At 72.1% G+C, this 24,645-nt stretch carries 22 protein-coding genes; 14 read left to right on the forward strand and 8 right to left on the reverse strand.

Features of this window, described 5'->3' with window-relative positions; genetic code table 11:
* Positions 1–3 precede the first annotated feature (3 nt).
* Complete coding sequence (locus NYZ98_RS14295; protein ID WP_262843233.1) at positions 4–3,357, forward strand: BTAD domain-containing putative transcriptional regulator; 3,354 nt, start codon at positions 4–6, stop codon at positions 3,355–3,357.
* A 64-nt stretch (positions 3,358–3,421) separates the two neighbouring features.
* Here NYZ98_RS14295 and NYZ98_RS14300 read toward each other — a convergent pair whose 3' ends face one another.
* The 3 genes from NYZ98_RS14300 to NYZ98_RS14310 all read right to left on the reverse strand — a co-directional run bounded on the left by NYZ98_RS14300 (position 3,422) and on the right by NYZ98_RS14310 (position 6,782).
* Positions 3,422–4,783, reverse strand: a complete 1,362-nt coding sequence (locus tag NYZ98_RS14300) for a serine hydrolase domain-containing protein (RefSeq protein WP_262843234.1) — start codon at positions 4,781–4,783, stop codon at positions 3,422–3,424.
* 182 nt (positions 4,784–4,965) lie between these two features.
* Positions 4,966–5,700 carry an alpha/beta hydrolase gene (locus NYZ98_RS14305; protein WP_262843235.1) on the reverse strand — a complete coding sequence of 245 codons (735 nt, stop codon included), beginning with the start codon at positions 5,698–5,700 and terminating at the stop codon, positions 4,966–4,968.
* Positions 5,701–5,966: 266 nt separating this feature from the next.
* A complete protein-coding gene (locus tag NYZ98_RS14310; protein WP_262843236.1) occupies positions 5,967–6,782 on the reverse strand; it encodes a DUF899 domain-containing protein in 816 nt (271 codons plus the stop codon).
* A gap of 211 nt (positions 6,783–6,993) precedes the next feature.
* Between NYZ98_RS14310 and map the strand changes: the two genes are divergently transcribed.
* The 6 genes from map (at position 6,994) to NYZ98_RS14340 (ending at position 11,976) form a co-directional block, all read left to right on the forward strand.
* Positions 6,994–7,761 carry a type I methionyl aminopeptidase gene (map, locus tag NYZ98_RS14315; protein ID WP_262843237.1) on the forward strand — a complete coding sequence of 256 codons (768 nt, stop codon included), beginning with the start codon at positions 6,994–6,996 and terminating at the stop codon, positions 7,759–7,761.
* 148 nt (positions 7,762–7,909) lie between these two features.
* Positions 7,910–9,172 carry an MFS transporter gene (locus NYZ98_RS14320; RefSeq protein WP_262843238.1) on the forward strand — a complete coding sequence of 421 codons (1,263 nt, stop codon included), beginning with the start codon at positions 7,910–7,912 and terminating at the stop codon, positions 9,170–9,172.
* A gap of 29 nt (positions 9,173–9,201) precedes the next feature.
* The gene (locus NYZ98_RS14325; protein WP_262843239.1) at positions 9,202–9,537 is read left to right on the forward strand and encodes a PadR family transcriptional regulator; all 336 of its coding nucleotides are present in this window, start codon (positions 9,202–9,204) and stop codon (positions 9,535–9,537) included.
* Entirely contained in the window at positions 9,534–10,235 is a 702-nt protein-coding gene (locus NYZ98_RS14330) for a hypothetical protein (protein WP_262843240.1), read from the forward strand. Before NYZ98_RS14325 ends, NYZ98_RS14330 begins: the two co-directional genes overlap by 4 nt.
* Positions 10,205–11,260, forward strand: coding sequence for an ABC transporter ATP-binding protein (locus NYZ98_RS14335; protein WP_262843241.1), 1,056 nt, complete (start codon positions 10,205–10,207; stop codon positions 11,258–11,260). The genes NYZ98_RS14330 and NYZ98_RS14335 overlap by 31 nt, the downstream gene beginning before the upstream one ends.
* Positions 11,257–11,976 (forward strand): ABC transporter permease, encoded by a 720-nt coding sequence (locus NYZ98_RS14340; RefSeq protein ID WP_262843242.1) that lies wholly within the window; start codon positions 11,257–11,259, stop codon positions 11,974–11,976. Before NYZ98_RS14335 ends, NYZ98_RS14340 begins: the two co-directional genes overlap by 4 nt.
* A 77-nt stretch (positions 11,977–12,053) precedes the next feature.
* Here NYZ98_RS14340 and NYZ98_RS14345 read toward each other — a convergent pair whose 3' ends face one another.
* Positions 12,054–13,469: a serine hydrolase domain-containing protein gene (locus tag NYZ98_RS14345; protein ID WP_262843243.1), complete on the reverse strand. Its 1,416-nt coding sequence runs from the start codon at positions 13,467–13,469 to the stop codon at positions 12,054–12,056.
* Positions 13,470–13,638: 169 nt separating this feature from the next.
* Between NYZ98_RS14345 and NYZ98_RS14350 the strand changes: the two genes are divergently transcribed.
* From NYZ98_RS14350 to NYZ98_RS14365, 4 genes are all read left to right on the forward strand, one after another.
* The gene (locus tag NYZ98_RS14350) at positions 13,639–14,640 is read left to right on the forward strand and encodes a zinc-binding dehydrogenase (RefSeq protein ID WP_262843244.1); all 1,002 of its coding nucleotides are present in this window, start codon (positions 13,639–13,641) and stop codon (positions 14,638–14,640) included.
* A 169-nt stretch (positions 14,641–14,809) separates the two neighbouring features.
* Positions 14,810–16,081, forward strand: coding sequence for a hypothetical protein (locus tag NYZ98_RS14355; protein ID WP_262843245.1), 1,272 nt, complete (start codon positions 14,810–14,812; stop codon positions 16,079–16,081).
* Between the two features lie 227 nt (positions 16,082–16,308).
* The gene (locus NYZ98_RS14360) at positions 16,309–17,745 is read left to right on the forward strand and encodes an ankyrin repeat domain-containing protein (RefSeq protein ID WP_262843246.1); all 1,437 of its coding nucleotides are present in this window, start codon (positions 16,309–16,311) and stop codon (positions 17,743–17,745) included.
* A gap of 48 nt (positions 17,746–17,793) precedes the next feature.
* The gene (locus NYZ98_RS14365; RefSeq protein ID WP_262843247.1) at positions 17,794–18,384 is read left to right on the forward strand and encodes a DinB family protein; all 591 of its coding nucleotides are present in this window, start codon (positions 17,794–17,796) and stop codon (positions 18,382–18,384) included.
* Between the two features lie 4 nt (positions 18,385–18,388).
* Here the strand turns inward: NYZ98_RS14365 and NYZ98_RS14370 are convergent, their stop codons facing one another.
* A complete protein-coding gene (locus NYZ98_RS14370) occupies positions 18,389–19,129 on the reverse strand; it encodes a helix-turn-helix domain-containing protein (RefSeq protein ID WP_262843248.1) in 741 nt (246 codons plus the stop codon).
* 222 nt (positions 19,130–19,351) lie between these two features.
* Here NYZ98_RS14370 and NYZ98_RS14375 point away from each other — a divergent pair, with 222 nt between their 5' ends.
* Both NYZ98_RS14375 and NYZ98_RS14380 read left to right on the forward strand, forming a co-directional pair.
* Positions 19,352–20,023 carry a DUF4097 domain-containing protein gene (locus tag NYZ98_RS14375; RefSeq protein WP_262843249.1) on the forward strand — a complete coding sequence of 224 codons (672 nt, stop codon included), beginning with the start codon at positions 19,352–19,354 and terminating at the stop codon, positions 20,021–20,023.
* A 66-nt stretch (positions 20,024–20,089) separates the two neighbouring features.
* Positions 20,090–21,196 (forward strand): serine hydrolase domain-containing protein, encoded by a 1,107-nt coding sequence (locus tag NYZ98_RS14380; protein WP_262843250.1) that lies wholly within the window; start codon positions 20,090–20,092, stop codon positions 21,194–21,196.
* Between the two features lie 264 nt (positions 21,197–21,460).
* Here NYZ98_RS14380 and fxlM read toward each other — a convergent pair whose 3' ends face one another.
* The 3 genes from fxlM to NYZ98_RS14395 all read right to left on the reverse strand — a co-directional run bounded on the left by fxlM (position 21,461) and on the right by NYZ98_RS14395 (position 23,569).
* On the reverse strand, positions 21,461–22,405 hold the full coding sequence (fxlM, locus tag NYZ98_RS14385) for a methyltransferase, FxLD system (protein WP_262843251.1): 945 nt from the start codon (positions 22,403–22,405) through the stop codon (positions 21,461–21,463).
* Positions 22,406–22,565: 160 nt separating this feature from the next.
* On the reverse strand, positions 22,566–23,147 hold the full coding sequence (locus NYZ98_RS14390; RefSeq protein WP_262843252.1) for a dihydrofolate reductase family protein: 582 nt from the start codon (positions 23,145–23,147) through the stop codon (positions 22,566–22,568).
* A gap of 65 nt (positions 23,148–23,212) precedes the next feature.
* Positions 23,213–23,569, reverse strand: a complete 357-nt coding sequence (locus NYZ98_RS14395; protein ID WP_262843253.1) for a helix-turn-helix domain-containing protein — start codon at positions 23,567–23,569, stop codon at positions 23,213–23,215.
* A gap of 169 nt (positions 23,570–23,738) precedes the next feature.
* On the opposite strand from NYZ98_RS14395, the gene NYZ98_RS14400 reads away from it, so the two are divergent.
* Positions 23,739–24,476, forward strand: coding sequence for a class I SAM-dependent methyltransferase (locus NYZ98_RS14400; protein ID WP_262843254.1), 738 nt, complete (start codon positions 23,739–23,741; stop codon positions 24,474–24,476).
* Positions 24,477–24,645 lie beyond the last annotated feature (169 nt).

Here is a 24,645-nt window from a genome sequence, read left to right on the forward strand (position 1 = left end):
GCCATGGCACACGCGACCGAGCCGCACGGCGCCGGAGCACAGGTGCGCGTCGGCGTCCTCGGTCACCTGGTGCTGGACACCGGCTCGGGCCCGGACCGGGTGGGGGGCGCGCGGCTGCGCGTCCTGCTGGCCCGGCTGGCGCTGGACGCCGGGCGTGCCGTACGGCCGGCGACCCTGGCCGAGGCGCTGTGGGGCGACCAGACGCCGGAGGAGCCCCTGCACGCGCTGCAATCGCTGGTGTCCCGGCTGCGGCGCGTCCTCGGCCACCCCGGGCTGCTCACCTTGGGCCCGGCCGGGTACCTGCTGGCCGTCGAGCCGGACGCGGTCGACGCCGTCCGGTTCGAGCGGCTGGCACGCGCGGGCCGCCGCTCGCACGCCGAGTCCCGGCCCGCCGAGGCGGCCGCCACCCTGCGCGAGGCCCTGGATCTGTGGCGCGGGCCCGCCCTGGCGGACGTGGGGGAGGCGCCGTTCGCCGCCGCCGAGGCCGAACGGCTCGAACGGGCCCGGCTGGCCGCCCTGGAGGACCGGATCGAGGCCGACCTCGCGCTGGGCGCCGGCCTGGACCTGGCCGGCGAGCTCGAGGCGCTGACCGCCGCGCACCCGTTGCGCGAACGGCTGCACGCCCAGCTGATCCGGGCCCTGGCGCTGAACGGCCGGGGCGCCGAGGCGCTGGCCGCCTACCAGCGGATCAGCGGCCTGCTCGCGGACCGGTTCGGCGGCGACCCCGGGCGGCACCTCCAGGAGGCCCACCTTTCGGTGCTGCGCGGTGAACCTGCCCGTCCCCGCCGATCGCGCGGCAACCCGCAGGTCCCGCTCACCAGCTTCGTGGGCCGCGACGACGACGTCCGCCGCGTGACCGGCCTGCTCGGCCACGCTCGGCTGGTCACCCTGTACGGGCCCGGAGGATCGGGCAAGACCCGGCTGGCGGCCACCGTCGCCGGGCGGCTCACCCCGTCCGGCGGGGTGTGGTTCCTCCCGCTGGCCCCGGTCGGCGCGGACGACGTGCCCCGCGCGATGCTCGACCTGCTCCGCGCGGGCGACGAGGGCGCGCGGCCCCGGCCCGTCACCCCGGAGGAGGTCCTGGACCACCTGGCCGAGACGCTCGCGGACGACGACCTGGTACTGGTCCTGGACAACTGCGAGCACGTGATCGAGGCCGCCGCTGCGCTCGCCGGGTCCCTGCTCGGCCGGTGCCCGAGGCTGCGGGTGCTGGCCACCAGCCGGGAACCCCTGCGGATCGACGGCGAGACCCTGCACCCGGTGCTCCCGCTGGAGCTGCCGGAACCGGGGGCGACGGACGAACGGGTCCGCGCCTGCGCGGCGATCCGGCTCTTCCACGACCGGGTCGCCGCCGTACGGCCGGGCTTCGCCCTGGAAGGCGGCGCGCTGACGGCCGCGGTGGAGATCTGCCGCCGCCTGGACGGCCTGCCGCTGGCGATCGAACTGGCCGCGGGGCGGTGCCGTGTCCTGCCGGTCGAGACGGTCGCGGCCCGGCTGGACGACCGCTTCCGGCTGCTCACCGGGGGCGGCCGCACCGCGTTGCCCCGGCACCGGACCCTGACGGCCGCGGTGGCCTGGAGCTGGGACCTGCTCGGCGCCGAGGAACGAACGCTGCTGGAACGGCTGGCGGTCGTGCCCGGCACCTTCACCGAGGACGCCGCGGAGGCGATCGGCCGGCCGGACGCGCAGGCGATCGGCGGGTCGGACGCGCAGGCGATCGGCGGGTCGGACGCTGAGATGACCGGCCGGCCAGGCGCTAAGGCGATCGGCGGGTCGGACGCTGAGGCGATCGGCCGGTCCGGGGACGTCCGGGAGACGCTGGCGGCGTTGGCCGACAAGTCGCTGCTGCACCCGGCGGAGCCCGCCGATCCCCTCGAACCGCGCTACCGCATGCTGGAGACCATCCGGGAGTACGGCCTGGAGCGTCTGGCCGGCCGTGACGAGACCGACGTCGTACGCGGGTGGCACGCCGGGTACCTCCTCCGGCTGGCCGAGACCGCGGATCCGTGCCTGCGCACCTCCGGCCAGCTTCGCTGGCTGGCCCGCCTGGGCGCCGAACGGGACAACCTGTCGGCCGCGATCCGCTGGGCGGCCGGGTCCGGTGAGACCGGCCTGGCGGTACGGCTCGGCGCCGCGCTGTGCTGGTACTGGTTCCTGCGGGACCACCCGCCGGAGTCGCTGGACCTGCTCGGCCGGGCGCTCCGGGCGGGCGGCACGGCCGAGCCTCGGGCACGCGCCCTGGTCGTCATCGCGCACGCGCTCGCCACCACCGAGACCATCGGCCGGCCGGAGGAGTCGGAAGCGGCCTTCCGCCGGATCAAGGAGGCGTTGGAGCACGCCGCCCCCGGCGCCCACCCCATCGTGGAGATGGCCCGGCTGGCGCTCGCCGTGGGCGCGGGCCCCGAGCGAGCCGCACCGGAGCCGATCGGCCCCCCGGACGAGCCGGCGGATCCCTGGGAACGGGCGTCGGCGCTGCTGGTCCAGGGCGTGCTGACCATGAACGCCGGGCACGCCGCCGAGGCGACGCACCTGCTGTCGCGGGCGCTGACCGGCTTCGAGGAGCTCGGCGAGCGGTGGGGCCTCGGGACCACGCTGAGCACGTTGGCCGCGGCCCTGCAGCGGGCCGGCGACCCGGCCGGCGCGCTGGGGCATGCCGAGCGGGCCGGCCGGTACTTCCGGGAGCTCGGCATGCCCGAGCACACCATGGAGAGCGAGGTGGCGGCCGCGCTGCAACTGGCCCAGGCCGGTGACGTGGACGGCGGGCGGCGGCGGCTGACGGACCTGCTCGGCCGGCTCCAGGGAACCGGGTCGGCGGAGTCGCGCGCCCAGGCGCGCCTGGGCCTGGCACGGCTGGAGTGGGGGGCCGGGCGTCCGGGACCGGCCCGCGACCATGCCCGGGCCGGCCTGGCCGAGGAGTCGCCCGGCCGGTCGACCCCGCACCTGACCGCGTTGCTGCTGGGCGTGCTCGCCCACGCGGACGCGGCCGACGGCCTCCCGGAGGAGGCGGCGCGCCTGCTCGACCACCCGGCGGTGCACCTCACGCTGACCTGGCACACCCCGGTCGCGGCCGCGACGGCCGTCACGGCCGCCGCGATCGAGCTGGGCCGCGACCGGCCGGAGCGGGCCGGGCGCCTGCTCGGAGCCGCCACCGCGCTACGGGGCCGGGACGACCCCGGCGACACCGACGTGCGAATGATCACGCAGCGGGCCACGGCCGCCCTGGGCGACGGCGGCTTCGCGTCCGCGCACGCCGAGGGCGCGGCGATGTCACGCGCCGAGGCCGAAGACCTGGTCTCCGCGACCATCACCACACCCGAGACGGGCCGTACCGACCAGCCGGTGACTCCAAGCCGGTGACCGCGCCCCCCGGCCGGCCGCACCGAACGGCCGGTACGACGGCACCCGCGGCCGGTCGTACCGGTCAGCCGGTGTGCGCCGGGACGGGCTTGCCGAACATCGCGCAGGTCGTGGCGGTCTGGAGGGCCTGGGCGGCTTCGGCGAGCTTCGGGGCGCCCTCGAACTCGGCCCATGACTCCGTCGCGACGAGGATGGTCGCCGTGCGAGCGCCGGTGCCGTCGGTGAGGTAGGCGGTCAGGTAGCCGGGCATGCCGCCGTCGTGACCCCAGATCGTGCCGCACGGGGTGGCACCGGTCTGGATGCCCAGCCCGTACCCGGGCCCGTCGGGCCGGGCCGGGTCCATCGGCACCGTGTCGCGCATCTGCGCCAGCTGGGCGGCGGGCAGCAGATCGCCTGACATCAACGCCGTGGAGAACCGGGACCAGTCCCGTGTGGTGGACACCACCGCCCCGGCCGGCCCGCCCCACCCGGGGTCGTGGCCGGAGACGTCCACGTGACCGTCGTGACGTGGTCCGGCGAGGTGCCGGAGCCAGGCGGGCACCTCCGACGGCATGTGCGCGGCGTCCGGTTCGTAGCCGTGGGCATGGGGGCCACGCCAGGTGGAGTCCGTGGCGTAGTAGGTGTGCCCCAGGCCGAGCGGGCGGGCGATCCTGTCCCGTACCAGGTCGGCCAGGCTCGCCCCGGTGGCCTTCTCCAGGACGGCGCCGACGGCGGCGTAACCGGTGTTGCTGTAGGACCATTTCGTGCCCGGCGCGAACAGCGGGTCGTGCTCGACCCCCACGGCGAGCAGCTCCGCCGGGGTCCACCGCCGCCGGTCCTTTCCGAGTATCGAGGGCCGGAGCCTGGCGTCCTCGGTGTAGTCGAACAGGCCGGCGGTGTGGTTCAGCAGCATGCGCAGCGTGATCGCCTCGCCGCCGGGCACCGCGCCCGGCAGCCACTTCTCCACCGGGTCGGTCAGGGCGAGCCTGCCCTCGGCGACCAGTTGCAGCACCAGCGTGGCCATCATGGTCTTGGTGTTGGATCCCATCCGGAACTCGTCACCCGCCCTGAGCGGATGATCCCGTCTGGTCCAGCCGGCCTGCTCGGCGATCTCGACCGGCCGGCCCCGGCCGTCGTCGACCCGCACGATCACGCCGGGCGCCCCGGCCCGCACCACCTCCCGCGCCAACCGCCGAAGCTGCTTGAGCCCCGGCTGCCGAAGCTGAGCGGGGTGCCGGACCTGCGCGTGCTGCCGGAGCTGCGCGGGCCGCTGGAACTGCTCAGCGGCCCGCGCCCCGGCTGCGTACGGCACGGCGGCGGCGGCCGGGACCGCCACGGCCACGGCCAGGCTCACGGCCAGCGCCGAAGTGGCGAGCGCTGAAGTGGCCAGCGCGCGCGGCCGGCGTGGCCGCACCGCACCGTCAGACGAAAGATCACGTTGGGGCATGGCCGGTTCCTCCGGGTATCAGGTGACGCGGACGACCTCACCCTCCAACCCACCGCTCACAAACCCCACACAGCACGCTGTCAGCCCCGCTCCCGCCGCCCACAGGGCAGGGGAGTCGGGGCTGACAGCCGGGCCGGAACCGCCTGCCGCCCGCCGCCGGTCAGACGGTGGGCGGTGGGCGGCTATCTCAGATGCCGGGCGAAGAACCCGGCGGCGTCCTCCCCTGCGAACTGCGGGACACCGGTGTGCCCGCCCATGTTGGCGTGCAGCGTTTTCTCCTTGGAGCCGAAGGCGTCGAACAGGTCCAGGGCCGCCTGCCGGTCGTTCCCTTCGTCATCCCACTGCAGCAGGACGTGCAGCGGGATGGTGACCTGCCGGGCCTCCTCGAACATGGTGCGAGGCACGAAACTCCCGGCGAAGAGGCCGGCGGCCACGATGCGCGGCTCGACCACCGCGAGCCGGATGCCGATGGAGATCACGCCCCCCGAGTACCCGGCCGGGCCGCCGATCTCGGGCAGCGAAAGGAGGGCGTCCAGGGCGGCCTGCCATTCCGGGACCGCCTTGTCGACCAGCGGGAGGACGAGCCGGTCGATGATCTCGTCGCTGACCGGCTCACCGGCCCCCAGCGCCCGGCGCAGGTCGGCGCGGGCCTCCTCGGCGGCGGCCCAACGGGGCCGGTCACCGCTCCCGGGGAGCTCGATGGTGGCCGCGGCGAAGCCCTCCGCCGCGGCTTGCCGGGCCCGGGCCACCAGCCGGGGGTACATCTTGTGCAGTCCGAGCGAGGGGTGGCCGAGCAGGATCAGCGGGACCGGCGCGGATGCGGATGCGGGCGTCCACAGGATGCCGGGGATCTCGCCGAGGGTGAATTCGCGTTCGAGTACGCCGTCGTCGAGGCGCTGCTCAGAGGTGAATCGCATGGTCGTGCCTTTCGGGAGTGCGCTGAACGGCGCTCCCGGACGACCTATCGCCCGACCATGACCCCGGAGGGGAGCACCCATGTCGTTACTGTGTTCACGGGTACCACCTCCTCGTTCTCTTGCACGGCCTCACGAAAGGTAGCAGTGCTCGCCGTGGTCCGCCAACGGGTTTTCGCGGCGGCTCCCACGGAGCCCGCTCGCCGCAGGGCCAGGGCCGTGTCGCCACGGGCTTCGAGTCTGCGGCCTGGCGAGATTCGACCAGGGGGTCAGTGGTGGTCGCCCTGCCGGCCGAGGCTTTTCACGGGGGTCGCGCCGGGGCGGGTCCACTGCGGTACCGGGCGGCTGGTCGGGCCCCAGGCGGCGGCGCCGTCGGCGTCCGAGCGCCAGTACCAGCAGATCGGCGCGCCGTGCCCGCCGACCGGTGAGCCGGCCTGCGGGGCCTCGGGCCGGCCCTCGGGGTTGTCCTCCCACGCCTCGCGGCGGCCGTACGGCGTCATGTCGAGCAGGCCCAGGGACCCGTTCACGGGCTCGTTGCCACGGCCCGTCGTGGAGTAGGTGAGGAACACGCGGTCGCCGTCGCGCAGGAAGCAGGTGATGGAACCCATGTCGCCGCCGACCGGCGCCTCCGCGTCGCGCACCGAGTACCAGGGCTGGGCGTAACCCATGAACTCGACGTAGGGGGCCACCTCGTCCCACCGGCCCGTGGTCAGGATGGCGAACGAGACGCCTCGGCTGTTGAGGTAGACGGCGTCCTTCATGTGCCAGGCCGTGGTGGTGCAGCCCTCGCACTGCCCCTGGTGCGGCGCGCCGTCGTACCACATGTGCTTGTAGACCACGAGCTCGTCGCGGCCCTGGAACAGGTCAAGGAACGGGACCGGGCCGTCGGGTCCGACGACCTCGGCCGTCCCGTCGAACTCCACCATCGGCAGCCGGCGGCGGGCCGCGGCGATGGCGTCGCCCTCGCGGGTGTGCGCCTTCTCGCGGGCCAGGAGCTCGTCACGGGCGGCCTGCCAGGTGGCCAGGTCGGCGATGGGCGGGCGGCCGGGCAGCGCTGTGGCCGGGTCGCTCGGCGTGGTCGTCATGGTGTCCTCCATAAGGTTTTACCGGGCACGTGCCCGATGGCGCGCGTTCTAGTGCTGAACCGCCGACTTCCTCCGGTGTTCGCGGGACCGGCCCGGCCCTGTTCGCCACCGGTGAGCCCGGGGCCGCGCGACGACGTGCCCGGGAGCCTACGCGTTACGATGACCCAATACTAATACCGGTATAGTTATTGAAACGCTCGGGAGGGCAGGAATGATCGAACTCAAGTCCGGCGGCGAGATCGCGGTGATGCGCGAGGCGGGCCGGGTCGTCGCGGCGGTCCACGCGGGGGTCCGGTCCCACGCCGCCGCCGGCGTGTCCCTGGCCGAGCTCGACGAGCTGGCCCGCCAGATCATGCACGAGGCCGGCGCCGGCTCGTCCTTCCTCGGCTACCACCCCGGCTTCGGCGCCACCCCCTACCCCGGGGTGATCTGCACCTCGGTGAACGAGGTGATGCTGCACGGGCTGCCCACCGGCTACCGGCTCCGCGACGGCGACCTGCTGAGCGTCGACTGCGGCGCGCACATCGACGGCTGGCACGCCGACGGCGCCGTCACCTTCAGCGTCGGCCGGGCACGAGGCGGCGACCCCGAACTGGTCCGCACGGCCGAGCGCATGCTGGCCGCCGGTATCGCGGAGGCCGTGCCGGGGAACCGGCTGGGCGGCATCGGCCAGGCCATGTCCCGCATCGGCCGCGCCGCCGGGTACGGCATCCAGACCGACTTCGCCGGCCACGGCATCGGGCGCGCCATGCACGAGGACCCGTTCGTCCCCAACGAGGGCCGCGCGGACCGAGGGCTCCGGCTCCGCACTGGCATGGTCATCGCCATCGAGCCGAGCATCATGGCCGGGGGCCGCGACCACTACGCGATGGCCGACGACGGCTGGTCGGTGTGCAGCGGGGACGGCAGCCGCACCGTCCACGTCGAGCATTCGGTGGCGATCACCGACGAAGGCCCGGTCATCCTGACCCTCCCCTGACCCCATCGAGATCCACACCGGCCGACCTCGGTGCACAACTCACGGTTGTGGACCTTCGGCGAGCCGGTTGTTTGACCGGCCCGCCGGCCGCGCGCTTTGATCTCCCGAATCAACGGCTGGTTGTTCTTCGGAGATGGCGGGGTGCGCGTTGGGCAGGTCGCTGGGGCGGCGGTTCAGGTGGTTCTGGGCCGCGTACGCGGTCAGCGCGTTCGGCACGTGGCTCGCGTTCGACGCGTTCGCCCTGATCGCGATCATCGCGCTGGACGTGGGGCCCGCCCAGGTGTCGGTGCTGGCGGCCGCGGGGCTCGCGGCCGGGGCGGTGGTCGCGGTGCCGCTCGGGCCGTGGGTGGAGTTCCGGCGCAAACGGCCGGTAATGATCGCGATGGACCTGGTCAGGTTCGCGGCGCTGGTGAGCGTCCCTGCCGCCTACGTGTTCGGCCGGCTGAGCTTCGCCCAGCTCCTGGCCGTGGCGGTCGTCGTCGGCGCGGCCGACATCGCTTTCACCGCCGCGAGCGGAGCGGCACTGAAGGCGCTCGTCCCGTCCGAGGACCTGCTCGTCGCGAACGGGCGGTTCGAGGCCACGGCCTGGACCGCCACCGCGCTCGGACCGCCGCTCGGCACCGCCGCGATCGGGCTGGTCGGCCCGGTGACGAGCGTGGCGGCCAACGCGGTCAGCTTCCTGCTGTCGGCCGCGGGGATCGGTGCCATCGGCGGCCGGGAGCCGTACCCCGACCGGACCGGCGCACGGCCGAGGCTCCGGGCCCGCGACCTGTCGGAGGGGTGGCGGTACATCCTCGCCGACCCGGCACTGCGCCCGCTGTTCTTCAACACCGTCCTGGTCAGCGGCCTGATCATGGCGACCTCCCCGCTGCTCGCCGTCCTCATGCTCGGCGACCTCGGGTTCGCGCCCTGGCAGTACGGCCTCGCCTTCGGCCTGCCCTGCGTCGGCGGCCTCGCCGGCTCGCGGCTGGCCCGCCCGCTCCTGGCCCGGTTCGGGCGGCACAAGGTCATGCTCACCGCCGGGACGCTGCGTGCGTGCTGGTCTTTCGGACTGGCCTTCGTCCACCCCGGCCCCACCGGGCTCGTCCTCGTCATCGCCGTCGAACTCGGGCTGATCACCTGCATGGGCGTGTTCAACCCGATCTTCGCCACCTACCGGCTCCAGCAACTCCCGCCGGACCGGGTCGCCCGCACGCTGACCGCCTGGTCGATCACCAGCAAGGCCACCATCGCGGCCATGACCGGCGCGTGGGGCCTGCTGGCCGGCCTCACCGGCCCCCGCACCGCGATCGCGATCGCCGGTCTCCTGCTCCTGGCGACCTCGCTCCTTCTCCCTCGCCACGACCGCACGCCCGAACCCGGCCAGGCGCGGCCGGTCGCCGCCGGCCAGAAGATCGATTCCGTCCCGTAATAGTAAGTCCAGCGATATATACTGTTGATATGACCAAACGGGCCATGCAGGAGGCCACCTTCCTGATCCTCACCGCTCTGGCCGGAGGCAGCCGGCACGGGTACGGCATCATCACCGACGTCGCGCAGATCTCCGGCGACCGGGTGCGGCTGCGTGCCGGGACGCTGTACTCGGCGCTGGACCGTCTGCGCCTGGACGGCCTGGTCGACGTCATCCGCGAGGAGATCGTCGACAACCGCCTGCGCCGCTACTACCGGCTCACCCCGGAGGGCTCCAGGGAACTGGCCGCCGAGGCGGACCGGATCCGGTCCCACGCGACGACCGCGCTGACCCGGCTGAACGCGGCCACCGGGACGACGCCATGAGCAACGCCACGAACAACGTCATGAACAACGTCACGAACGAGGCCGCGGACCTGGAAAGCCGCTACCGCAGCTGGCTGCGGTGGTACCCCAGGTCGTACCGGCGTGCCCACGAGAGCGAGATCCTCGAGGTGCTGCTCGCCGGAGCCCGCGAGGGCCGGCGCCGGCCCGAGCCGATGGAGTGCCTGGACCTCGTGCGCGGTGGGCTGCACGCCCGGATGCGGCCGACGGTGCCCAGCCGGGACCGATCGGCGTGGGCCGCGATCAAACTGATGTACCTCAGCGCCGCGGCCGAGCTCGCCACCGCGGTCGTCGTCCTCGCCACGACCGGCGACGTCAGGTCCGCCATCGTCATGGGGGATCCCGGATACACCGCAGCGCGGTGGCGGGCCGAGCTCACCGGCTCCTTCGCACCACTGGTGACGGGTGCCGTCCTCGCGGCGTGCCTGTGCCTGTGCCTGGCCTGGGTGATCGGCCGGGGGCACCGCTGGGCGCGGGCGGCGTTCGCGCTCGTCGCCGGCGTCAACCTCGCGAGCCTGCTGCACGGGCTGGCCGGAGGTTCGGCGGTGTACGCCCAGGCGGACCTGTTCGCCGGGATCACCCTGTGCCTCGTCCAGCTCGCGGCCGTCGCCCACCTGCTGCACCCGTACCTGCCCAAGGTGGCCGCCCTGTGGGGCGCCGGCCCGATCGGCCCCGCGTGATGGCCGGGTCCGGCGCCCCGGCGCTCTCGGTGGAGCACCTGTCCAAGCACTTCGGCCGGCGGGTCGCGTTCGACGACGTCTCCTTCGAGGTGCAACGCGGCGAGGTGTTCGGGTTCCTCGGCCCCAACGGCGCCGGCAAGACCACGACCGTGCGGACGCTCTGCACGCTGCTGGCCCCGACCTCGGGCTCGGCGACGGTCGCCGGGCTCGCGCTCGTCCCGGCCAACGGCGAGCGGATCCGCCGCCGGATCGCGATCATGCCGGAGTCGCCGGGCCTGTACCTGCGGCTGAGCGTGCTGGAGAACCTGAGGTGCTTCGCCGACCTGTACGAGGTCCCCAGCCCGGCCGCCCGTATCGACCACGCCCTGCGGGCGGTGAACCTGGCCGACCGGGCGCGTGACGTCTGCGGCTCCCTGTCCAAGGGGATGCGTCAGCGGGTGGCGCTGGCCAGGGCGCTGCTGACCGAACCCCAGGTGCTCTTCCTCGACGAGCCGACCTCGGGCCTGGACCCGGCCGCCGCGCGCGAGGTCCACGAGCTGATCGACGAGCTGCGCCGGCGTGGTGTCACCGTCTTCCTGACCACGCACCGCCTCGCCGAGGCCGAGCGGCTGTGCGACCGGGTCGCGATCTTCAACACCACGATGCGCGTCGTCGGCCGGCCCGGGGACCTGCGTGACCGGCTGTTCAGGCGGGAGTACGCCGTCAGGACCGCCGCCCCGCTCCCCGAGCCCGGCCGGGTCTTCGACGGCCTGCCGGCGGTCGAGGGCTGGCGCCCCGACGGCGTGGCCGGTTACGTCCTGGCGGTGTCGGAACCGGCCGTGGCCGTGCCCGAGGTGACCCGCGCGCTGGTGGCGGTGGGCGCCGACGTGCTGTCCATCGCCGAGTCGCGTCACTCCCTCGAGGATGTCTACTGGGCGCTGATCGACCAGGACAAGCTGGCCGACCAGAGCGAACTGGCCGGCCGGGACAAATTGACAGGGCAGAGCAAGCTGATCGGCCAGAACAAGAGGAGCGGTCCGGAATGACCATCAGCAGGCGGCGGGTGTGGGCCATCGCCCGCAAGGAGCTCCAGGAGTACCGGCGCGACATCACCGTCGTGGCGGCCATGGCGATCCTCCCGGTCGTCTTCCTCGTCCAGCCTCTCGTCCAGGTGTTCACCATCCCGGTCTCGGCCGCGGCGGCGCTGCGGCACGAGCACGCCCTGCTCTACCTGCTGGGCGTCCCGGTGCTGGTCCCCGCCGCCCTGGCGGCCTACTCGGTGGTCGGTGAGCGGCTGCAGGCCACCCTCGAACCCGTGCTCGCCACCCCGATCAGCCGCGCGGAACTCCTGCTCGGCAAGGCCCTGGCCGCGTTCGTCCCGTCGATCTGCGTGGCCTACGGGGTGTTCGCCCTGTTCGTGGCCGTCGTCGAGGTCCTCGCCCGGCCGGAGATCGCCTCCGCGTTCATCCAGGGACCGGAACTGCTCGCCCAGCTGCTGTTCACCCCGCTGCTGGTGGTGTGGTCCATCTGGGTCGGCATCGCCGTCTCGACCCGGGTGCGGGACCCGCGCACCGCCGGGCAGCTCGCCCTGCTCGTCAGCCTCCCCACGGTCGCGGTCACCACCCTCGTCGCCTTCAACATCATCCCCGCCACGCTCCCCATGGCGCTCGTCCTCGGCGCCGCCCTGCTCCTCCTGGACCTCCTCGGATGGCGGGCGACCTCGGCCTTCATCGACCGCGAGCGGCTCATCACCGCCACCTGAGCGCCGAAACCGCCACGGTCTCCTTCGAGCGTTTCATCAGCGAGTACCAGGGCGGACACGGCCTCACGGCCTCCGTCTCAGTGGACCGACGGCACCCGGCCGGCCAACCGGCCGGCGAGGTCGACTCCCACGACCGCCCCGGCCGCGTCGCGGGTGAAGAAGCCGCGCTGCCCCTCCAGCCCCCCGGCGGTGACGATGTACTCGTCGGTGCCGCCGGGCAGCAGGCCGACCGCGGCCGGCGGGAGGTCCGGCGGCAGTTCGGTGTCCATCGCCGCGCGGACCTCCGGCTTGATCCCGCATTCGATCGTCAGCCCGGCCCCGTCCGTGGCGATGGTGAGCGTCATCATCTCGTTCTCGTACCTCCCGACCAGCTCCCGGGCCCGCGCCGGGTCATAGGGGACCGGCTCCGGGTCCCGGTCGACCACCCCGAGGTAGTGCGCGAGCGCCCATCGCACGGCGGCCCGGTTGAAGGCGAGACCCTCGTCCGGGCCGGCGTTGGACACCGCGACGACGGCGAAACCGCGTTCCGGCACCGTGAGGAGCTCGGCGAACTGGCCGTTGGCCGATCCGCCGTGCCCGGCCGTGCGCACGCCGTCCACCTCGCGCAGGAACCAGCCGATGCCGAGGGCGTCGCCGAGCGAACTGGCGCGCAGCTCGGCCGTCGGCTCCTTCATCCGCCGCACCAGCTCGGCGGGCAGGACGCGGGCGCCGTCCTCCGCGCGGCCGTCGCCGAGATGGAACCGGGCCCACCGCAGCTGGTCGGCCACCGAGGACGCGAGGCCCCCGCCGGGGTTGTCGCCGCGCCAGTGCTTCCACGGCCGCGACACCGACAGCGTGCCGTCCTGCTCGCGGTCGTGCCCCACGGCGAACCGCCGGGTCATCACGTCCCCCTGCGCGAAGAAGCTGTTCGCCAACCCCAGCGGCTCGAAAAGGAGCGTGGCGACGGCCCGCTCGTAGGGCAGGCCGGTGACGTTCTCGATGATCCGCCCGGCCAGGTTGTACCCCGCCTGGCTGTAGGAGGCCCGGGTGCCGGGCGGCGCGATCAGCTCCGATCCGGCCATCTTCGCCACATGGCCGGCCAGAGCGTCGTCCCCCTCGCCGGTGTCGACGATGATCCCCCAGTCCAGGCCCGCGGTGTGGTTGAGCAGGTTCAGCACGGTGATCCCCGCCGCGGCCCGCTCGTCGGCGAGCGCGAATTCGGGGACGTACCGGCGCACCGGCGCGTCCAGCTCGACCCGCCCCTGCGCGACCAGGCGCATCAGCGCGGTCGCCGTGTAGGTCTTGGTGACCGACCCCAGCACGAACAGCGTGTCCCGGTCGACCGGCAGCGGGTTCTCGACGCTCGTCACGCCGTGACACGCGTAGACCTCCCGGCCGTCCGCCCACACCCCGACGGCGACACCGGGGACGCCGAGCTTCGTGGCCGTCGCCTCGACGAACTCGGCCGGCGTCTGACGTGAGGTTTCATTTCCTGAATTCAGGTTCTTGTTCATGCCCCAAATGCTCGAACCCTGCCCCTGGGTCAAGGTCAACCCCTTCGCCGCGACGATCTCGGCCGGATCAGGCGCGTCCGGCGGAAGCCCGGGTCGCTTAGGGGGGCGCAGGGCGGGAATGCGGCCGATGTGACGTCGGTTGGTCTCCTCCGGAAAGAAAGGAAAGCCCATGACAGCCTCGACGACCACCATGCGCGCCGTCCGCCTCTCAGCCCCCGGTCCCGTGGACAACCTGCGACTGAGCACGCTCCCGCTCCCGCCCGACCGGGACGGCTGGGTGCGCGTTCGCGTCGAGGCGTTCGGCCTCAATCGCTCGGAGCTGAAGCTCCGCCTGGGCGTGAGCGAGGGTGTCACCTTTCCCCGGGTGCCGGGCATCGAGGCCGCGGGCACCGTCGACGCGGCACCGGCCGGCAGCGGGCTCCGCCCCGGGCAGAAGGTGGTCGCGATGATGGGGGACATGGGGCGCACGTACGACGGCGGCTACGCCGAGTACACCTCGGTGCCGCTGTCCCAGATCATCCCCGTGGACACCGACCTGCCCTGGGAGGTGCTCGGCGCCCTGCCGGAGATGGTGCAGACCGCCTACGGTTCGCTCACCACCGGCCTGGACCTGAAGCCGGGGGAGACCGTGCTGATCCGCGGCGGCACCTCCTCGGTCGGCCTGGCCGCCGCCGCGCTCGCCACCTGGCGCGGCGCCACGGTGCTGTCCACCACCCGGCGAGCCGACCGCCTCGCCTTCCTCGCGAAGCGCGGTGTCGACCACCCGCTGCTCGACACCGGCGAGGTCGCGCCCGCCGTACGCGAGCTGTACCCGGACGGCGTCGACGCCGCGCTCGACCTCGTCGGGACGCCGACCCTGCCCGACACGCTGCGCGCGGTACGCGTGCACGGCACGGCCTGCTTCGGCGGCAGCCTGTCCAACCAGTGGGCGGTGCGGGACTTCTCGCCGAACGAGTACCTGCCGAGGGGGGTGCGCCTGGCGGGCTACTTCGGGGACGTCGAGGACCTGCCTCGGGAGGTCTTCCAGGAGATCCTCGACGCGGTCGCGGCGGGCCGGCTGGACTTCCCCGTCGACCGGGTCTACGACGGCCTCGAGCAGGTGAGGCAGGCCCACGACGACATGGAGCACAACCGCGCGACCGGCAAGCTCGTCGTCCGCGTCCGGCACTAGGACGGGTCGCCGGTCCCTCTTGTTCCGTCCCACCGTGCCGCCCGGGATACCGCCAGGGTTTACCCGGATCTCAACTCGGCGGTGGACGACCCGGCCTCCTCCTTTCCCTAGCCTCCTTCGGTGAGCGCGCCGGGCGCCGTACCGGGATGGGAAACGGAGGACCACGTCAGTGCGGTTCAAGAAGGCGTTCATCGGATTGGTGGCGGCCGGGCTGCTCAGCGGCTGCGGCGGGGACCCGGCTCGGCCGGAAGCGCCCGTCGGCGGCGCCGAGCGTCCCACGGCGTCCGCGTCGTCCACGGCGTCCATCGCGGCGGCGCCGAAGACGCGGTTGCCGGTGCCCGGGCTCTACGACACCACCCGGGGATGGGAGTCCGACCTGCCCGGGACCCAGCTCACCTTGCCGCATTCCGAGGCGGTGGCCGTCTTCCGTGGGGGAGCCGACAGCGGCACCTTCACCGTGCTCGACGTGGCAAGCGGCGAAACGCTGTGGACGAGCAGGACACTGCGGGCCCCCGGCATCATCTCGCCGCTCTCGGTCACCGTGCAGGGACAGGACTTCCTGGTCGCCTCCGCCTCCGGTGTGGCGGACGCCGGCGTCGTGAGCAAGGGACATGACGTCACCACGATCGACATCCTCCCCGCCCGCAACTCTGGAGCCGCCGTCGAGCCGGCCCGCCATCTCGTGCTGGACGGCTCGGGCGTGGTCGCGGACGGCGGCGGCGGGCTGCTGGTCCGGACGGAGGACGTGGTGACGACCGTGGACCCGGCGACAGGCGAGACCAAGAGGTACGACCTTCGCGAACTGCGGCCGCCGTCCGCGTTGTGCACCTTGTGCCATGCCGCCACGGTGGTCGCGGTCACCTCACGCGGACCGCTGCTGGGCACGGAATCCATGTTCGGGAGTGGTCACTACTGGGTTCCCGGCGGCTGGTCGAGCGGGGACCTGGGTGCCGGGCGCGAGGTCTTCATCAGCCTGGTCGCCGGGGACGCCCTCGTCGCCACATGGCACGACAGGGCGACGGCACGTGACATCTGGGCCGTGCTGGACGGCGCCACCGGGAAGATCCGGGCCAAGATCGACTGCGAGCCGCCGCGCGGGGTGATCAGCGGGAACGCGAAGGGGGCGTCCCTCTCCGCCGGCGGACGCTACCTCGTGAGGGAGCACACGGTCTTCGATCTGCGGCAGGGCACCGGTCACTGCTACGAGGAGACCGACCAGGACCAGCCCGTCCACCTCACCGGCGTGACCGACGACGGCGTCGCCTTCGGCGTGGCCGCCTCGGACGACGCACCGTCCGGGCGGCCGGTCGTCATCGACATCGCCACGGGAAAGGCCGAAGCGAGCGACCATACCGCGGTCCCCTTCGGCGACTACGCCGGCTACGGCCTGTTCTGGGATGACGCCACCAAGACGATGGTCTCTTACCCGCACGCCAAGTGAGCGAGCGCCCCGCCAACGGCCTTCAGGCGGACCGGCGGGGGCCCCGATGTTCGTCGGCCATGGACACCCCGAAACCGGATGATGGGGTAAAGTTCTGGTTGGCGTTTCGGGACGCGACCGGTCCGCGGAAAGGGCTCAGCCCACCCGAGTCTCAGTGTGTTCATGGTGCCATTCCTCCTTTTCAGCCCGAAGGTGCGGACGTCGGGCAATCCGAAAGGGAGGTCTTCATGGCCAATCGTCTGCCCGAAAACCCCAGCCTCGACCATCTGAAGAACGAGGCCAAGCAACTGCTTCGCGACGTACGCGCGGGCGAGATCCGCGCGCTCGCGACGGCCGGCGGATGGCTACGCGCCGCTGACGATCGAGAGCTGTCAGGACTGCGGCTGGCCGGCGCGCAACTGGTGGTGGCCCGCAAGTACGGCTTCACGAGCTGGCCGAGGCTGCGCGCGCACCTGGTGATGGTGGACAAGTTCGCGCGCCGACCGAACGAGGTGGGTTCGTCGGACGACTCCGCGACGGAGTTCCTGCGGCTGGCCTGCCTGATGTCCCACGGACCTTTGAGCACCGAGGCCGCGGTGCGGCCGCCGGCCGCCCATCCGCGTCTCGCCGACGCGTCGGTGTGGACGATGGCGGCGGCCGGTGACGCTCCCGGGATGGCACGCGCGCTCGCGGCCGACCCCGCGATGGCCCAGGCGAACGGCGGCCCGTTCGGTTGGGAGCCGCTGCTGTATCTGACCTGTTCACGGGTGGCGCAGGCCGACGCCGTGGGGACGGCGCGGGTCCTGCTGGCGGCGGGCGCCGATCCGAACGCCGGCTACCTGCCCGAGGGGCAGGGGCCGCCGTTCACCGCGTTGACCGGGGCGCTGGGCGGGGGAGAGCTTCGCCGGCCGCCGCACCCGCAGGATCTGGAGCTGGCCCGGGTGCTCCTCGCGGCCGGGGCGGACGCCAACGACGCCCGGGCCCTGTACAACCGCGGGGTCGGAGATGATGACACCGGCTACCTGGAGTTGCTGCTGGAGTTCGGGCTCGGTCGCGGGAACGGCGGGCCGTGGAAGGCCAGGCTGGCGCGCGTGCAGGACTCACCGGCCCGCATTCTGGCGAACACGGTGCTGACGGCCGCGTCGCGTGGCCAGGAACGCCGGATACGGTGCCTGCTGGCGCACGGCGCGCCCGCCGGCGCCAAGGGCGACGGGCATCCGTCCTTCCGCGGGCGCACGGCGCTGGAGCTGGCGCTGCTCGGCGGGCATACGGAGGTCGCACGGCTCCTGGCCGACGCGGGGGCCTCCGGGACGCTACGCGGGCTGGACGCCGTGGAGGCGGCGATCATGCGAGGAGACCGGGAGCAGGCCGAGCGGCTGCTGAACGCCGATCCCGGACTGGCCGGGGAACTTCTGACACGGCGGCGCGATCTGCTCATCAACGCGGCGGAGTACGGCCGGGTGCCGGCCGTACGCCTGGCCTGCGCGCTGGGCTTCGACGTGAACGCCCGCCTGCCGTCGACGGCGTTGCACCGGGCGGCACGGGCAGGCGACCTGCCGATGGTGCGAGCACTGCTGGAACTGGGAGCCGACCGATCACTACGCGATTCCGACTATGACGCCACCCCACTGGAGTGGGCCCGGTTCACCGGCCGGCCCGAGGTGGCGAAGCTGCTGAGCCAATAGCGGCCGGTTCACTGCTGACTGTCGGCGCCCGGTGGAACAATGTCCGCTATGACCGAATCAGAGCCGAAATCACACCTGCACCATTACTTGCAGACCGCCCGTGAAGCGCTGCTGTGGAAGCTTGACGGGCTGTCGGAGTACGACATCCGCCGGCCGCTGACCCCGACCGGCACCAACCTGCTGGGGCTGGTCAAACACGTGGCCACCGTGGAGCTGGGATATTTCGGCGACACCTTCGGGCGGCCGTCCGCCGAGCCGCTTCCCTGGTTCGGAGACGACGCCGAACCCAACGCCGACATGTGGGCGACCGCGGATGAGTCGCGTGAGGAGATCGTCGGGCTGTACCACCGGGTGTGGGCGCACTCGGACGCGACGATCGAGGCGTTGGAACTGGACGCGATCGGCCGGGTGCCGTGGTGGCCGGCCGATCGGAGCCAGGTGACGCTGCACTGGATCCTGGTCCACATGATCGCCGAGACGAACCGCCATGCCGGGCACGCCGACATCGTCCGGGAGCTCGTCGACGGAGTCGTCGGGCTGAAGAAGGACAACGACAGCGTGGGGTCGGAGGACCCGGCATGGTGGGCGGGCTACCGGGACGAACTTGAGCGTGTGGCACGGGAGGCCGGCGGAATCTGAGGATTTACCGCAGGTGGGTGGTGTCGGGGGTCGTCTCGGGTTTCGTGTGCAGGATCTCGCGGGCCTGGTCCGCGGCGCGGGCGATGCTCTCGGAGACGAAGTCGACGAAGCGGGCGATGTTCTCCAGACGGGCGGCGGCCGGGGTGCCGGGCCCGACGACGTCGACGCCCTGCCGGGCGATCTCGCCGAGGTGGGCGGTGGCGCGGGCGCTGGCCATCGTTGACTGGTACAGAACGTCGTCGTCGACGAGGTAGCGCTCGCGGCGGCGCGCGTCACGTTCCCGGCGGATGAGGCCCTGGCCTTCGAGGAACGTGGTCGCCTTGGAGACGGACGCCGGGCTGACCTGGAGATGCCCGGCGAGTTCGGCGGCGGTGAGGCTGCCGGCGTCGGTGGTGTAGAGGCTGGCCAGCATCCGGGCCGTCATCTTGGGCAGGCCCGACTGAATGAAGACGGTGGCGAACACCTCCTCGTACTCGCGCACGGCCTGGGCATCGCGTCCGGGTGCCCGCGCGGGCACATTGGGGTCCCGGGGCGCGGGGCGCCTGCGGCGGTGGGCGCGGTGTTCGGTGGCGCGGTGGGCGAGGTCGGCGCGGTAGGCGGTGGGGCCGCCGTTGCGTATCACCTCACGCGTGATCGTCGAGGTCGGACGGTCGAGGCCTCTGGCGATCTCCGCGTAGGCGAGACCATCGGCCAGTCCCAGCGCGATCTGCTGGCGCTCCTTGTGGGTGAGCCTGCCTCCCGGCATCGCGGTCTCCTTCGTGGTCCGTGGTGTCCGCAGCATAGCGTTCGATTCCAATTCATTGCAACGGCTCACAGGATGATCATTGCATTAGAATCAAAGCCATTGCAACAAATTATTGGCTCTGACCTGCGATGATGGCGATTTTACGCAACGAATAAGTTGTCGTATTTGGAAATGCAACGTAGTGTTTCCGCTATCAGAAACGAACGAGCGCAGGAGAGCACGATGAAGAAGTTCGACACCCCCGCCCCGGTGACCGCCGTCCTGAACATCCCCGCCGGGCGGATCCGGTTCGTCGCCGCCGACCGGGCCGACACCGTGGTCGAGGTCCTGCCCGCCAACGCCGACAAAAGCCGCGACGTGCAGGCGGCCGAGCGGACCGAGGTCTCCTACGCCGACGGTGTCCTGCGGATCACCGCACCGGAGGCCAGGAACCAGATTCTCGGCGCCTCCGGATCCCTCGAGGTCACCGTCCAGCTTCCCGCCGGCTCCCGCATCGAGGCCAAAGCGGCCGGCGCCGACCTCCGCGGCGTCGGACGCCTCGGCGACGTCACCTTCGACGGCGCCCAGGCCACGATCGAACTCGACGAGACCGCCGCCGCCCACCTCACCACCGCCGCCGGCGACATCACCATCGGCCGCCTCGACGGCCCCGCACAGATCACCACCAGCAAGGGCGACATCCGCATCACCGAAGCCGTCCGCGGCACCGTCGTGCTGCGCACCCAGGCCGGCGCGATCTCGATCGGCACCGCCCCCGGAACCTCCGCCACCCTGGACGCCGGCACCACCCACGGCCGCATCAACAACACGCTCAAGAACACCGACGGCGCCGACGCCGCCCTGACCATCCACGCCACAACCTCCCACGGCGACATCACCGCCCGCAGCCTGTAAGACGGGCACCCTTCAGGCGCGGCGATCCTTTCCGTTCGATTGAGAGTTCTCAAGGAGCACACCACCATGACTTTTTCCGACCAGGACCGCCCGGAGCTGCAGAAGATCATCGAGGAGGTCGTGGATTCCGGCATCACCGGGTTGACGCTGCGCGTGCACGATGAACGAGGGGAGTGGGTCGGCAGCGCCGGGGTGCGCGAGCTGGGCGAGACCGCCAAGCCGCCGGCCGACGGACACGTCCGGATCGGCAGCAACACCAAGACCTTCACCGCGACCGTGGTGCTGCGACTGGTGGCCGAAGGCGTGATCAAGCTGGACGACCCGGCGGATGACCACCTGCCCGGGTTCGGGCTGGACCGGCGCATCACGGTGCGGATGCTGCTGCAGCACACCAGCGGGGTGTTCAACTTCACCGGCGAGTACTACGACGACGGGACGTTCGCACCGGGGATCCCCGCCACGACCGCGGGCCAGGAGTGGGTGGACGGCCGGTTCACGACCTACCTGCCGGAGGAACTGGTACGGCTCGCGCTGTCCAAGCCGGCGCGGTTCGCACCGGGGACGGACTGGAGCTATTCCAACACCAACTACGTGCTGCTCAGGCTGCTGATCGAGAAGGTCACCGGCCGCCCGGTCGCCGAGGAGCTGCGACGGCTGGTCCTTGGGCCGCTCGGGCTGTCGGGCACCGTGGCGCCGACCACCCAGCCGGAGATCCCCGAGCCGTACGCCCACGCCTACTACCGGTACGAGGAGGCCGGCGAGCAGAAGATCGTCGACGTCACCCGCCAGAACCCTTCCTGGATCTCCAGCGGCGGTGACATGATCTCGACCACCCAGGACCTTCACACGTTCATCTCCGCACTGCTGGGCGGCAAGCTCCTGCCGGCCCCGCTGCTGGCCGAGATGTGCACGCCACATCCGGTGGCCGGCTACGGCCTCGGGGTGTTCGTACAGGAAGCGGGAGAGAACGGCGGCACCGTCATCACCCACAACGGCGGCATGGCGGGCCACGGCGCGCTGATGTACAGCACGCCCGACGGCCGCAAAACCCTGACCGCCACACTGAACTACGTCGACGACGCCACCCTGTCCCTGGCCGAGGCCTTCCAGAAGGCGACACAAAGGCTCGTCGAAGAGGTGTTCGGCGGCGGCCAGACCGCCCCGACAGGCTGACGACGCCCTTGCCGGAACGAGGCGGATCGGGCGACCGGGCGCCGGCCAGGATGTGGGGGATCGGCTCACGACCAGGCCCATTGCGGCCGCCCCGTACCGCACACGACCGCTGCCGCTGATGGGCGTTTCGGGACTCAGCTGACTGGACGGGCGGTCCTGACGATCACGCGCGTGTGGTGCTTGTCCGCGATCAGGTGGCCATCGACGTTCGGGAGGGTTCCGGCTGGGTGGACCTCGATCCAGATGTCGGTCAGTGATCGGCCCTCACGGTCCCACCTGCGGATCGGATCGGCGAGACGATCGGCCAGTTCCTTGCCGTGTGGGCCGTACGCGCAGACTCCACCCGTCCATGGTGGCCAGCCAGAACTCAAAGTGGCCGAGTTCCTCCTCGCTGGCGGTCACGCCCAGCCAAGTGTGATGGGCGGGGTGATCAAGAGCGTTTCGCAGGGACTCGGCGTCTGCGGATCGCCGGTCGTCGAGTCGCAGGTACACCTCGATGTCGTCGCTGAGTTTGAGAGTGGGTTCTGGGCAGTGCCCAGCGCCTCGCATCGGGATGAACCCGCAGTACCGCATGGACCGGCTCCGCAAGAAGCCGTTCTCGCGTTCCAGAGCGACCGAACGAGTCAGCCCCCGCACCCGCAGCGGCACCACGATCCTGCCGTCCACGGTGAGCTGGTCGGTCCACGCGGGCGGCACGTCCCAGGCGCCCGCGGTGACGACGAGCCGCTCGTAGGGGGCGTCGCCGAGATGGCCGTACTCGCCGTCGCCGCAGATCAGGTGCACGTTGTCGCAGCCGACCGCCGCGAGTCCGCTCCGGGCTCCCTCGACGACGTCTTCGTCGATGTCGATGCTCGTCACCCGCCCGCCTGGGCCCACCAGGTGCGCGAGGAGCGCAGCGTTGTAGCCCGTCCCCGCGCCGATCTCCAGGACGCGATGGCCCGGCCGCACGTCGAGTTGCTCGAGCATCTGCGCGACGACCGCCGGGGCGGAGGCCATGCTGCGAGGTCGGCCGTCCGTCCCCCGGTGGGTGACGACTCCGTCCTGGGCATAGGCCTTCTCGATCGAGGCGTCGGGGACGAACAGATGTCGGGGGACCGCACGCATCGCGGCCTCGACCTGCGTTGTCCGCAGCGAGCGCCATCGGACGAGCTGGTCGACCATCGTGTTCCGCAGTCGGGACGCCGACGTCTCGGCCGCGTCGATGCTCACCCGGAAAGGGTACGCCCGCGGCGTTCGCTCGTAACGGTGACACGAGATCGGGTCTCCGGCCGCGTTCGCGCATCGCCGTTCCTGGTCGGGCGGCCGACGCCGATCCACCCAGCACCTCACCTACGGCAAGTGGGCTTTTTCGCATACCCGGTCAGATCGGTCAACGGCGCACCCGATGGCGCAGGTGAAGCACCCGGTTGCCCTGAATCACCACGTCAGGATCCTCCAACAGGTGCTGCGCGTGGACCGAGCCGAAGTAGCGCTTGCCGGACCCGAACACGACGGGGACCACGTCCATGCGCACCTCGTCGACCAGGCCCGCGGCGAGCACCTGGCCGCCGACGTCGCCGGCGGCGACCTCGACCATGCGGTCACCCGCGAGTTCCTGCGCCTTGGCCACGGCCGCCTCGACGCCGTCGACGAAGTGAAACGGCGCCGCGGCGTCCCAGCCCTCGGGCTCCGGCCGGTGCGACACGACGACCACGTGGTCGATGCCGCCCGGCGGCTTCCCGTCCCAGCCGTCCGTCAGGTCGAAGACGTGGCGGCCGACGATCGTGACTCCGATCTGGTCCCAGTACGCCCGGGTGTAGTCGAAGGACGTCTGCGACACCTTCAGCTCGCCGCTCTCGTCCAACGGGACGTCACCGCTGGACAACCAGTCGAACAGCGGTCCGGGCTGGTCATTCTCGTCCGCGACGAACCCGTCCACCGACACCGAGCTGTACATGACCACCTTGCCCACAGGGCTCTCCTCTGCTTTGGGATGCCCCAAATTAGCGTGTCGTGAGCTGCCGCTCTTGTACGAAATCAATCGGCCGGCAGCGGCCAGCCGTCCATCACGTGGCCGGGATGTTCGCGCATGAACCGCCGCCGGACTTCGACGTACCGGGTCGGCGTGAGCCCGGTGAACGCCCGGAACTCGTGGCCGAAGTGGGCCTGGTCGAAGTAGCCCGCGCCACTGGCGAGGTCGCCCCAGTCGATCGGTCCGGCGGGGTCGATCGCGAACACGGTGGCGGCGAAGCGGTGCGTGCGGGCCAGCCGCTTCGGCGCCGCCTGCATCGGCGGCAGCGTCAGCCGGGCGTACGGCGGCGCGCCCTCCAGGTAGTAAAGGTCGTCGATCAGCCCGTCCAGCGCCGGTCGCGGCACTCTGGGCACGTACTCCACGCCCACAGTATCGCCGACGCCCCGCCGGCATCGCGCGCCGGGATTCGCAGGGGTCTCGGCCGGATCTTGCGGCTGAATGGTGTACGTCATATCTTTTTCGATATATCGACTCAATACATCAGGTTGGCAGACTGCCACATGATCTGCTGACGGAGATGGAGGCGACCTGATGTCCGGCGCGCAGCTGTATGACGCCATCGGCGCCACCTACACCGTGACGCGGCGCACCGAGCCGCGGATCGCCGAGCAGATCTGGACCGCGCTCGGCGATGCGCGGACCGTCCTGAACGTCGGGGCCGGCACCGGTTCCTACGAGCCTCCCGGCCTCGACGTGACCGCGGTGGAGCCATCGGCGGTCATGCGGGCACAGCGCCCCGCAGGCGCGGCGCCGTGCGTCGACGCCACCGCGGAGAGTCTCCCGTTCGAGGACCGGTCCTTCGACGCCGCGATGGCCTTCGCCACCATCGATCACTGGCAGGACCCGATCGCGGGCCTGCGCGAGATACGGCGTGTGGCTCGCCGCGTGGTCGTGTTCACCTGCGACGCCGGTGACGCCGACCTCTTCTGGCTGAATCGTGACTACCTGCCGGAGTTCGCCGGCCTCTGGGCCGACCGGCCTCCGCTGACCGAGCTGGTCGATGCGATCGGAGCCCGGACCGAGCCGGTGCTCGTCCCGTGGGACTGCGCCGACGGCTTCTACCACGCCTTCTGGCGCCGGCCCGAGGCATACCTGGACGAGCATGTCCGCCGCGGCATGTCGATCTGGGCCAGGGTCGGCCCGGACGCCGAGCAGCGGGCGGTGCGCGGCCTCCGTGATGACCTCGCATCCGGCCGATGGGCCGCACGCAACCGCGCCCTCTCCGGCCTCGACGCCGCAGAGTTCGGCCTGCGCCTGCTCATCGCCTGATCCCGCAGCCTGGCCACTCCGGGCCCCCTGGCTAGGGCTCAACAGGCGAGAAGACAGCACACCGAACTCGCCTCCGCCACCCCGGCCACACACGCGCCGCTACCGGCCGGATGACACCTCGGTGTCACGCATCTGTCCGTAACTGCGGCGCGGTCGAACGCCGGACACG

It is taken from the genome of Sphaerisporangium corydalis (genome assembly GCF_025506355.1).
Taxonomy (GTDB): domain Bacteria; phylum Actinomycetota; class Actinomycetes; order Streptosporangiales; family Streptosporangiaceae; genus Sphaerisporangium; species Sphaerisporangium corydalis.

Bases quoted from the DNA above. Each gene is read 5' to 3' on its own strand.
- NYZ98_RS14370 (WP_262843248.1), bottom strand. From the start codon at position 19,129: ATGCCGGGAGGCAGGCTCACCCACAAGGAGCGCCAGCAGATCGCGCTG.
- NYZ98_RS14345 (WP_262843243.1), bottom strand. From the start codon at position 13,469: ATGAACAAGAACCTGAATTCAGGAAATGAAACCTCACGTCAGACGCCG.
- NYZ98_RS14380 (WP_262843250.1), top strand. From the start codon at position 20,090: ATGACTTTTTCCGACCAGGACCGCCCGGAGCTGCAGAAGATCATCGAG.
- map (WP_262843237.1), top strand. From the start codon at position 6,994: ATGATCGAACTCAAGTCCGGCGGCGAGATCGCGGTGATGCGCGAGGCG.
- NYZ98_RS14305 (WP_262843235.1), bottom strand. From the start codon at position 5,700: ATGCGATTCACCTCTGAGCAGCGCCTCGACGACGGCGTACTCGAACGC.
- NYZ98_RS14330 (WP_262843240.1), top strand. From the start codon at position 9,534: ATGAGCAACGCCACGAACAACGTCATGAACAACGTCACGAACGAGGCC.
- NYZ98_RS14350 (WP_262843244.1), top strand. From the start codon at position 13,639: ATGACAGCCTCGACGACCACCATGCGCGCCGTCCGCCTCTCAGCCCCC.
- NYZ98_RS14325 (WP_262843239.1), top strand. From the start codon at position 9,202: ATGACCAAACGGGCCATGCAGGAGGCCACCTTCCTGATCCTCACCGCT.
- NYZ98_RS14340 (WP_262843242.1), top strand. From the start codon at position 11,257: ATGACCATCAGCAGGCGGCGGGTGTGGGCCATCGCCCGCAAGGAGCTC.
- NYZ98_RS14400 (WP_262843254.1), top strand. From the start codon at position 23,739: ATGTCCGGCGCGCAGCTGTATGACGCCATCGGCGCCACCTACACCGTG.
- NYZ98_RS14365 (WP_262843247.1), top strand. From the start codon at position 17,794: ATGACCGAATCAGAGCCGAAATCACACCTGCACCATTACTTGCAGACC.
- NYZ98_RS14295 (WP_262843233.1), top strand. From the start codon at position 4: ATGGCACACGCGACCGAGCCGCACGGCGCCGGAGCACAGGTGCGCGTC.
- NYZ98_RS14300 (WP_262843234.1), bottom strand. From the start codon at position 4,783: ATGCCCCAACGTGATCTTTCGTCTGACGGTGCGGTGCGGCCACGCCGG.
- NYZ98_RS14310 (WP_262843236.1), bottom strand. From the start codon at position 6,782: ATGACGACCACGCCGAGCGACCCGGCCACAGCGCTGCCCGGCCGCCCG.
- NYZ98_RS14360 (WP_262843246.1), top strand. From the start codon at position 16,309: ATGGCCAATCGTCTGCCCGAAAACCCCAGCCTCGACCATCTGAAGAAC.
- NYZ98_RS14375 (WP_262843249.1), top strand. From the start codon at position 19,352: ATGAAGAAGTTCGACACCCCCGCCCCGGTGACCGCCGTCCTGAACATC.